Source organism: Tsukamurella soli, assembly GCF_039541155.1.
Taxonomy (GTDB): domain Bacteria; phylum Actinomycetota; class Actinomycetes; order Mycobacteriales; family Mycobacteriaceae; genus Tsukamurella; species Tsukamurella soli.
In genome coordinates this window covers 1-7975 of the sequence record NZ_BAABFR010000156.1, presented here as the reverse complement: position 1 = coordinate 7975, position 7975 = coordinate 1, and the positions used below count along the sequence as shown (strand labels likewise).

Annotated in this window: 9 protein-coding genes; 5 read left to right on the top strand and 4 right to left on the bottom strand. The window is 71.6% G+C overall.

The window, feature by feature from the left end; genetic code table 11:
* A partial coding sequence (locus ABD908_RS25705; protein ID WP_345001450.1) for a thiamine pyrophosphate-dependent enzyme occupies window positions 1-1025 on the top strand: 1025 nt, incomplete at its 5' end.
* Window positions 1026-1044: 19 nt separating this feature from the next.
* On the opposite strand, the gene ABD908_RS25700 is transcribed toward ABD908_RS25705, so the two are convergent.
* The 3 genes from ABD908_RS25700 to ABD908_RS25690 are packed head-to-tail and all read right to left on the bottom strand — an operon-like array spanning window position 1045 to window position 2364.
* Window positions 1045-1872 carry a class I SAM-dependent methyltransferase gene (locus ABD908_RS25700; RefSeq protein WP_345001448.1) on the bottom strand — a complete coding sequence of 276 codons (828 nt, stop codon included), beginning with the start codon at window positions 1870-1872 and terminating at the stop codon, window positions 1045-1047.
* On the bottom strand, window positions 1869-2195 hold the full coding sequence (locus ABD908_RS25695) for a VOC family protein (RefSeq protein ID WP_345001446.1): 327 nt from the start codon (window positions 2193-2195) through the stop codon (window positions 1869-1871). Before ABD908_RS25695 ends, ABD908_RS25700 begins: the two co-directional genes overlap by 4 nt.
* A gap of 4 nt (window positions 2196-2199) precedes the next feature.
* Complete coding sequence (locus ABD908_RS25690; RefSeq protein WP_345001444.1) at window positions 2200-2364, bottom strand: ribbon-helix-helix protein, CopG family; 165 nt, start codon at window positions 2362-2364, stop codon at window positions 2200-2202.
* Between the two features lie 78 nt (window positions 2365-2442).
* Here ABD908_RS25690 and ABD908_RS25685 point away from each other — a divergent pair, with 78 nt between their 5' ends.
* The 3 genes from ABD908_RS25685 (at window position 2443) to ABD908_RS25675 (ending at window position 5955) form a co-directional block, all read left to right on the top strand.
* Window positions 2443-4704 (top strand): heavy metal translocating P-type ATPase, encoded by a 2262-nt coding sequence (locus ABD908_RS25685; RefSeq protein WP_345001442.1) that lies wholly within the window; start codon window positions 2443-2445, stop codon window positions 4702-4704.
* Entirely contained in the window at window positions 4701-4997 is a 297-nt protein-coding gene (locus ABD908_RS25680; protein WP_345001440.1) for a metal-sensitive transcriptional regulator, read from the top strand. The genes ABD908_RS25685 and ABD908_RS25680 overlap by 4 nt, the downstream gene beginning before the upstream one ends.
* A 358-nt stretch (window positions 4998-5355) precedes the next feature.
* Window positions 5356-5955 carry an LGFP repeat-containing protein gene (locus tag ABD908_RS25675; protein ID WP_345001438.1) on the top strand — a complete coding sequence of 200 codons (600 nt, stop codon included), beginning with the start codon at window positions 5356-5358 and terminating at the stop codon, window positions 5953-5955.
* A gap of 97 nt (window positions 5956-6052) precedes the next feature.
* Here ABD908_RS25675 and zapE read toward each other — a convergent pair whose 3' ends face one another.
* Window positions 6053-7075 carry a cell division protein ZapE gene (gene zapE / locus ABD908_RS25670; RefSeq protein ID WP_345001436.1) on the bottom strand — a complete coding sequence of 341 codons (1023 nt, stop codon included), beginning with the start codon at window positions 7073-7075 and terminating at the stop codon, window positions 6053-6055.
* A 76-nt stretch (window positions 7076-7151) separates the two neighbouring features.
* Between zapE and ABD908_RS25665 the strand changes: the two genes are divergently transcribed.
* Entirely contained in the window at window positions 7152-7850 is a 699-nt protein-coding gene (locus ABD908_RS25665) for a dihydrofolate reductase family protein (protein WP_345001434.1), read from the top strand.
* Window positions 7851-7975 lie beyond the last annotated feature (125 nt).

The following is a 7975-nucleotide window of genomic DNA, read 5'->3' as shown; positions in this document are numbered from 1 at the left end:
GGGCGTTCCTCGCCGGGGCGGGGCCCGCGCTCGGCCGCCTCGCCGACGCCACCGGCGACGTCACCGCGACCACCGCGCTGGGCCGAGGCCTGTTCCCCGAGCAGCGCTACGACCTGGGTGTGACGGGCGGGTTCGGTGCCGCCGGTGCCATGGCCCTGGTCCGCGAGGCCGACGTGGCAGTGGTGTTCGGCGCGTCGCTCAACCAGTTCACGATGCGGTTCGGGCAGCTGTTCGCGCCGGGAACGCAGGTCTTCCAGGTGGACGTCGCCGGCGCCGCCACCCATCCGAACGTCGGGGGATTCGTCCGCGGCGACGCCGCCCTGGTCGCCGACGCACTGGTCGCCGAGCTCGGGGACCCGGCACCGTCGGGCTGGCGTGAGCGCGTCGACATCGACGCCCTCCGCGCCTACGACGCCGGGGACGAGCTCGCGCCCGACGGGCTGCTCGACCCGCGGTCGGCGGCGCGGCGGATCGGCGAGCTGCTGCCCGCACAGCGGGTGGTCGTCTCCGACGGCGGGCACTTCATCGGCTGGGCGAACATGTACTGGCCGGTGGCTTCACCGGACCGGATGATGATGGTGGGCACCGCATATCAGTCGATCGGGCTCGGCTTCCCGAGCGTGGTCGGGGCCGCGCTGGCCCGGCCCGAATCCACCGTGGTGCTGACGACCGGCGACGGTGGCGGGCTGATGGCCCTCGCCGACCTCGAGTCGGCGGTGCGCACGGCCCGCGGGCGCGGCGTGGCGGTGGTGTGGAACGACGCCGCGTACGGCGCCGAGGTGCACGTGTACGGCCGGAAGGGCCTCGTGGAGGGGCCGATGCTGATCCCCCAGGTCGACTTCGCCGCGCTCGCGGCCGCCGTCGGCGCCGAGGGCGTGGTGGTGCGCACCCTGGCCGACCTCGACCGCCTCGCGACCTGGGCGGCCGAGGATCCCGCGACCCGGCCGTTCCTGCTGCTGGACCTGCGGGTCTCGCCGGCCGTCGTCGCGCCGTACCAGCAGGAGATCCTGCGCGCGAACAGCTGAGCGCCGCCGGGAGCGACCGTCACACCGTCGCGACCAGGAACTCCTCGCCGTGCGAGGGCACCAGCCCGTCGGCACGGCCGGCGAAATAGCGCTCGGTCAGTTCCTCTGTGGAAACGTACTGTGCCGCAGCGAATCCGGACTCCCGCGCGAGCGCGAGGATCTGGTCGGGCGAGTAGAAGGATATGAACGGCGTGCCGCTGCGGGCAGCGCCGGCCATCGAGATCTCACGCGCCCGCCGAGCATCACCGACGAGCGCCTCCGTGGACGGCTGGAAAGTCATCGCAAAGCGGGTGCCGGGAGCCAGCGCCGCGATCCGTCGCATCGTCTCTGCCGTCGCCTCCCGGGTCAGGTACATCGACACCCCGAGCGACGCGACCACCGCCGGCGCCGCCGCGTCGAATCCCGCCGCGGCCAGCCGCGCGGGCCAGTCACCGTCGGCCTCGAAGTCGACGGGCACGAATAGTGGCGCCGGCAGCCCCGACTCGGCCAACCGGCGCCGCTTCCACTCCTGCGGCCCGGGCTGGTCCACCTCGAACACCTCGACGGCCGCGGGATGGCGCTGCGCGAACGTGTCCACACCCGCACCGAGCAGCACGTACTGATCGAGCCCGGACCCGAGCACCAGGTCCTCCACGAAGCGCGACCGGGTGGCCACCCAGGTCCGCATCCCGCGCGTGAACCCGGGATCCATGTCGCCACGCTCGCGCCAGCCGTCGGGCGGCGCGATCAGCTCGAGCCCGACGGTGTCGGCCAGCACCGGCGGCGCGTCGAGCTCGGTGTGCAGGGCCCGCCACAGGGCGGTGCGCTCGGCCGTGTTCTCAGGGCCGGTCGATCCGGGCGTGGTCATACCCGCGCCGCCTGCAACGTCCACGCGCGACCGTCGGGGTCGCGTACGACCGCCTCGCGGGTGCCGTAGTGCGTGTCCCCGAACTCCACCCCGGGCCTGGCGTCCTCGTCCGGCACGCGGAGCACCACCTGCGTCTGCGGTTCCTCGTCCGCAGGCACCTCCGCGACGAACAGGTAGGGCCCGCCGCCGGGCGCCCGCAGCTGCCCCGAGCTGTGGTCGGTCTCGAAGTCGAGCACGAAGCCGAGACCGGTGAAGAACCTCGCCGTGGCGCCCCAGTTGTGGGTGGTCAGGAAGACGGCCTCGATCCCCGCCGTGTCCGTCATGTCGCTACCTCTCGTCGTTCGGGTGGTCTGTGGGTGCTGCCAGGTAGGCACGCAAGGCCTCGGCGACCAGCGCCGACAGCGACTGCTCGGTCTCCACGGCACGGAACTTGAGCTGCTTGATCAGATCCACCGGGAGGTACACGTTGAACTGCTTGACCTCGTCACCCACACTAGGATGCTAGCATCCTAGCACGTTTTGATCTATATACCCTAGGGGGGTACCGTATGTAGGAGCGAAGGAGGAAGCATGGAGGCCGTGACCGGACCGAGCCGCGTAGAACTCGACATCGAGGGAATGACGTGCGCATCCTGCGCGAACCGGATCGAGCGCACGCTCAACAAGCTCGACGGGGTCGCCGCAACCGTGAACTTCGCGACAGAGAAGGCGCGCATCGACCTCACGCAGGCCGTCCCTGTCGACGCACTCGTCGACGCCGTCGAGCGCGCGGGATACCGGGCGCACCCGCCGCAGGCCGCGCCCGACGAGAAGCCCGACAGCGCTGACGCCGCCCTCCGAACCCTGCGCGACCGGGTGGCGATCTCCACCGCGCTCTCGCTGCCCGTGATCGTGCTGGCGATGGTCCCGGCGTGGCAGTTCACCTACTGGCAGTGGCTGTCGCTGACCCTGGCCGCCCCCGTCGTGGTGTGGGGCGCATGGCCGTTCCACCGCGCCACCTGGTCGAACCTGCGGCACGGCGCCGTGACGATGGACACCCTGGTGTCGGTGGGCACGCTCGCCGCCTTCGGGTGGTCGGTGTACGCCCTGTTCTTCGGCATGGCAGGGATGCCCGGGATGCGGCACGGCTTCTCGCTGACGATCGAGCGGTCGGACGGGGCGTCGAACATCTACCTCGAAGCCGCCGCCGGGATCACCACGTTCCTGCTGCTCGGGCGCTATCTGGAGGCGCGGTCGAAGCGCCGCGCGGGCGCCGCGCTGCGCGCGCTGGTCGAGTTGGGCGCCAAAGACGCGAACGTGCTCGTTCCCGGGCCCGACGGCACGGAGATCGAACGCCACACCCCCGTCGACCGGCTCGTCGCCGGGGATGTGTTCGTGGTGCGGCCGGGTGAGAAGATCGCCACCGACGGCGTGGTCGAGCGCGGCACGTCGGCCGTCGACGCCTCGATGCTGACCGGGGAGTCCATCCCCGTCGAGGTCGCACCAGGCGACGCCGTCACGGGCGCGACCGTCAACGTCGGCGGCCGGCTGGTGGTGCGCGCGACCCGCGTCGGTGCCGACACCCGCCTGGCCCAGATGACCCGGCTCGTGGACGAGGCACAGACCGGGAAGGCGGCCGCCCAACGGCTCGCCGATCGGATCGCGGGGGTGTTCGTCCCCATCGTCATAGTGCTCGCCCTGGGCACCCTCGCCGGCTGGCTGGCGACGGGGAACTCCGCCGGCGCCGCGGTGACCGCCGCCGTCGCCGTCCTCATCATTGCGTGCCCCTGCGCACTCGGCCTCGCAACACCCACCGCGCTGCTGGTCGGGACTGGGCGGGGGGCGCAGCTGGGCATCCTGATCAAGGGGCCGGAGGTGCTGGAGAACACCGGGCGGGTGGACACCGTGGTGCTCGACAAGACGGGGACGCTGACGACCGGAGCGATGACGGTGGCGGGCGTCGACCCCGACGCCGGACAGGACGCCGACGACGTGCTCGCCGTGGCGGCCGCCGTGGAGTCGGGGTCGGAACACCCCATCGGCCGCGCGATCACCGCCGGTGTCGCCGCGCCGGCGCAGGTCGACGACTTCCAGGCGGTCGCAGGCGCGGGCGTCACCGGGAACGTGTCCGGCCGCCGCGTCGTCGCCGGCCGACCCGCGCTGCTCGCCGAGCACGGGATGCCACTGTCCGACCGGCTGACGGACGCCGTCGATGCCGCGCAGCGCCTCGGGCGCACCCCGATCGTCGTCGGCTGGGACGGCCGCGCCCGCGGGGTGGTGACGGTGTCCGACACCGTCAAGCCTGGCGGCGCCGAGGCGGTCGCACAACTGCGACGCATGGGCCTGCGCCCGGTGCTCCTGACCGGCGACAACGAACGCGCCGCCCACGCGGTGGCGGCACAGGTGGGCATCGACGATGTGATCGCCGACGTGTTCCCGGCGGGGAAGATCGCCGCGGTTCGCGATCTGCAGGCACGCGGCTCGGTGGTCGCGATGGTAGGAGACGGCGTCAACGATGCGGCAGCGCTCGCGCAGGCCGACCTCGGGATCGCGATGGGGACCGGATCCGACGTGGCGATCGAGGCGGGCGACCTCACGATCGTGGGCGGGGACCCGCGCGCCGTCGCAGATGCGATCCGGTTGTCGCGGCGGACGCTCGGCATCATCCGCGGAAACCTGTTCTGGGCGTTCGCGTACAACGTGGCCGCGCTACCGCTGGCAGCGGCCGGCCTGTTGAACCCGATGTTCGCGGGCGCGGCGATGGGACTGTCGTCACTGTTCGTGGTCGGCAACAGCCTGCGGTTGCGCCGCTTCACCCCCACCCGTCCCCGCAGGTCCGAGGAGCAGCGATGACCCACCCCCATCACGGTTACATCCAGCAGAAGGACGAGTACCTCAAGCGCCTGCGCCGGATCGAGGGGCAGGCGCGCGGGCTGCAGCGGATGGTCGAGGAGGACAAGTACTGCGTGGACATCCTCACGCAGGTGTCGGCCATGACCAAGGCGCTGCAGGCGGTGGCACTGGGGTTACTCGAGGATCACATGAGCCACTGCCTGGTGGACGCCGCGCGGGCGGGCGACGACGCTGCGACACAGGCGAAGATCCGCGAGGTGTCCGACGCGATAGCGCGATTCGCGCGGTCATGAGCCACGCAATCCGTCAGATCAATACGATATGGTGTCACTTCGCGTCAAGTGCACTTCGGTGCACCTAAACACCACTAGAGTGTGGAGAGTCGCATTCGACCGACGTCTTGTGTGACACCTCACCCTCACCAGCCACCCGTCCGGACCACAAGTCCTGGGCGGGTGTGCTTTTTGTCTACCCACCTGCCGTCCCACCTGCGGCTTTCCGCGATCGGGATCGCGCTCACGCTCGCCCCCGGGCCGGAGAGATGCGCTCCGGATCGTGCATCCGGATTCCGACACTTCGCTGTGAACCTGGTGAACAACCCGCGGCTTCGCTATCGTGAATCCGCAAGCATCCCGGCCTAAGGAGTTCGAAGTGAATACGAAGTTCCGCTCGATTGCCGTAGTAGCGGCCGCTCTCGCCGTCACCGCCGGCACCGTGACCGCCTGCTCGCAGGCCAAGAACGCGGCCAGCAGCGCCACCGCGGCCGCAGGTAGCGCGATCGCAGGCGCCACCAGTGCCGTCGGCTCAGCCGTCTCGGGTGCCGGCGCCGCCGCCGGGTCCGCCGCCAAGGGCGCGGACGAGAGCAAGCCCGCCGTCGACTCGACCGAGGTCAAGACCGAGGCCGGCCAGTCGATCAGCATCACCAACGCACCGATCCTCGCCGAGTGGGCCAAGTACGGCTACGCGTCCGGTCACCTCGGCGCGCCGCTCGGCCCCGTCTCACCGCTGCCCGACGCCGGCGGCAAGTACCTCACCCTCAAGGGCGGGACCATCTACTGGAGCGAGGCCTCCGGCGCGCACGTGGTCCACGGCGCCATCGGTGACAAGTGGGGCAAGGTGGGCTACGAGCGCGGCAAGCTCGGCTACCCCACCTCCGACGAGGTCGACGCCGCCGACGGCACCATCACCCAGAAGTTCCAGCACGGCGAGATCACGTTCAAGGACGGCGACACCACCATCTCGTACAACTGACGCCCCCCGCGACAGCCGCCGCACACAGAGACGTCCGCCCCGCATGCACAGGCATGCGGGGCGGACCTCGTCGGGCGAGCGCCGCTGCGTGGGGCGCCTACGCGTCGGCCGCCGCGAACCGCGACAGCGCGAGCAACCGCGACGTGGCGCGCAGGTACTTCTTGCGGTAGCCGCCGGCCAGCATCTCGGGGGTGAAGATCTCGTCGAGTTTCGCGCCGGACACCAGGACCGGGATCGACGCGTCGTACAGGCGATCGGCCAGCACCACGATCCGCAGCGCCACCGTCTGGTTGGCCGCCGGATGCACATTCTCGATGCACACCTTGGACACACCCGCGACGAGCTGCTTGTAGCGCGACGGGTGCAGCTTGGACAGGTGCTCGCAGAGCGCGTCGAAGTCGTCGAGCGTCGCCGTCGGGTCGGCCTCGGCGATCGCGACCAGCTCGGCGTCGGTCAGCGGGTCCGGGGCGGGCGGCAGGTCGCGGTGGCGGTAGTCGGGGCCGTCGACGCGCACCGTCTGGAACACCGACGACAGCTTGTTGATCTCACGCAGGAAGTCCTGTGCGGCGAACCGGCCCTCCCCCAGCTGGCCCGGCAGGGTGTTGGACGTGCAGGCCACCGAGACGCCGCGTCCGGACAGCTCGGTGAGCAGGCGCGACATCACCATCGTGTCGCCAGGGTCGTCGAGCTCGAACTCGTCGATGCACAGGACCGTGTGGTTCGACAGGTACTCGACGCACTGATTGAAGCCGAGTGCGCCCACGAGATGCGTGTACTCGACGAAGGTGCCGAAGGCCTTGGGGCCGGGCACGCTGTGGAAGATCGACGCCAGTAGGTGGGTCTTGCCCACACCGAACCCGCCGTCCAGGTACAGCCCCACCCCCTGCGCGGGGGCGCTCTTGCGGCTGAACAGCCCCTTCTTGCCTCTCGCCTTCACCAGCTTGTCGACCGCCGCCACGAACTCCCGCGCGTGCTGCACCGCGGCGGCCTGGCTGGGTTCGTCAGGGTCCGGGATGTAGCTGTCGAAGCTCACCTCGTGGAACATCTCCGGAGGGACCAGTTCCTCCACCATCTGCGCCGGTGTGACCGTAGGGTTGCGGTCCACGAGATGCAACGTCATGGATGAGACTGTATCCGCAGCTGAGGTCCCGATTTCCGGGAGGGGCCGCGGTCGCCTTCGCGTAGGGTCGGACGCCGTGCCACGTCTCGATCCGCTCGGCGACGACGCCGACCTCGCCCGCCGCTACCGCCACCCCGTCGCGCAGGGCCGCGCGTACGTGCGATCCACCATGATCGCGTCGCTCGACGGCGCGGCGACGGTGTCGGACGGCGCGGGCGGGGCGACGTCGGGCGGACTGGGGGGCGAGGGTGACCGGCGCGTCTTCGCCGCGCTCCGCGCCGCAGCGGACGTCGTGCTCGTGGGCGCGGGGACGGTACGCGCCGAGGACTACCACACGCCCACCCACCCGGCCCTTGCGATCGTGACCGGCGGTGGACTCACGCCCACCGAGCGTCTGTTCCCCCCCGGCGGGCCGCGCCCGCTGGTGTACGTGCCCGACGGTGTCGCCGCCACCGCGCTGGCTGAGGCGGGCGCCACCGTCATACCTGCGGGCGCCGGGCGCGTCGACCCGACGCGGGTGCTCGCCGACCTGCACACGCGGGGCCTCACGCGCGTCCTCGTGGAGGGCGGTCCCGGGCTGCTCGCGCAACTCGCAGCGGCCGGCCTGCTCGACGAGTACTGCCAGACGGTCGCGCCCCTCGTGGTGGGTGGCGACGGCACCCGCACCACCCGGGGCCCCGTCGCCACGGGGCGCTGGGAGCCCGTGCACCTGCTCGCCGACGGTGACGGTTACCTCTACGGCCGCTGGCGGATCCGCCGGTCCGTGCCCGCCTGACGGGTCGGGGCCTGGATAGGGTGGGTCGCATGCGCCCGTTCCCGCTGCGCCACCTGCCGCCCCGCCCCGCCCGCTGGGCCGCGGTCGCGGCGACCGTCGGGCTCCTGGCCGCGGCGTGCGCCCCG

Excerpts from the sequence above, each read along its gene's own strand:
- ABD908_RS25700 (WP_345001448.1), bottom strand. The coding sequence starts at position 1,872 with ATGACCACGCCCGGATCGACCGGCCCTGAGAACACGGCCGAGCGCACC.
- ABD908_RS25695 (WP_345001446.1), bottom strand. The coding sequence starts at position 2,195 with ATGACGGACACGGCGGGGATCGAGGCCGTCTTCCTGACCACCCACAAC.
- ABD908_RS25685 (WP_345001442.1), top strand. The coding sequence starts at position 2,443 with ATGGAGGCCGTGACCGGACCGAGCCGCGTAGAACTCGACATCGAGGGA.
- ABD908_RS25680 (WP_345001440.1), top strand. The coding sequence starts at position 4,701 with ATGACCCACCCCCATCACGGTTACATCCAGCAGAAGGACGAGTACCTC.
- zapE (WP_345001436.1), bottom strand. The coding sequence starts at position 7,075 with ATGACGTTGCATCTCGTGGACCGCAACCCTACGGTCACACCGGCGCAG.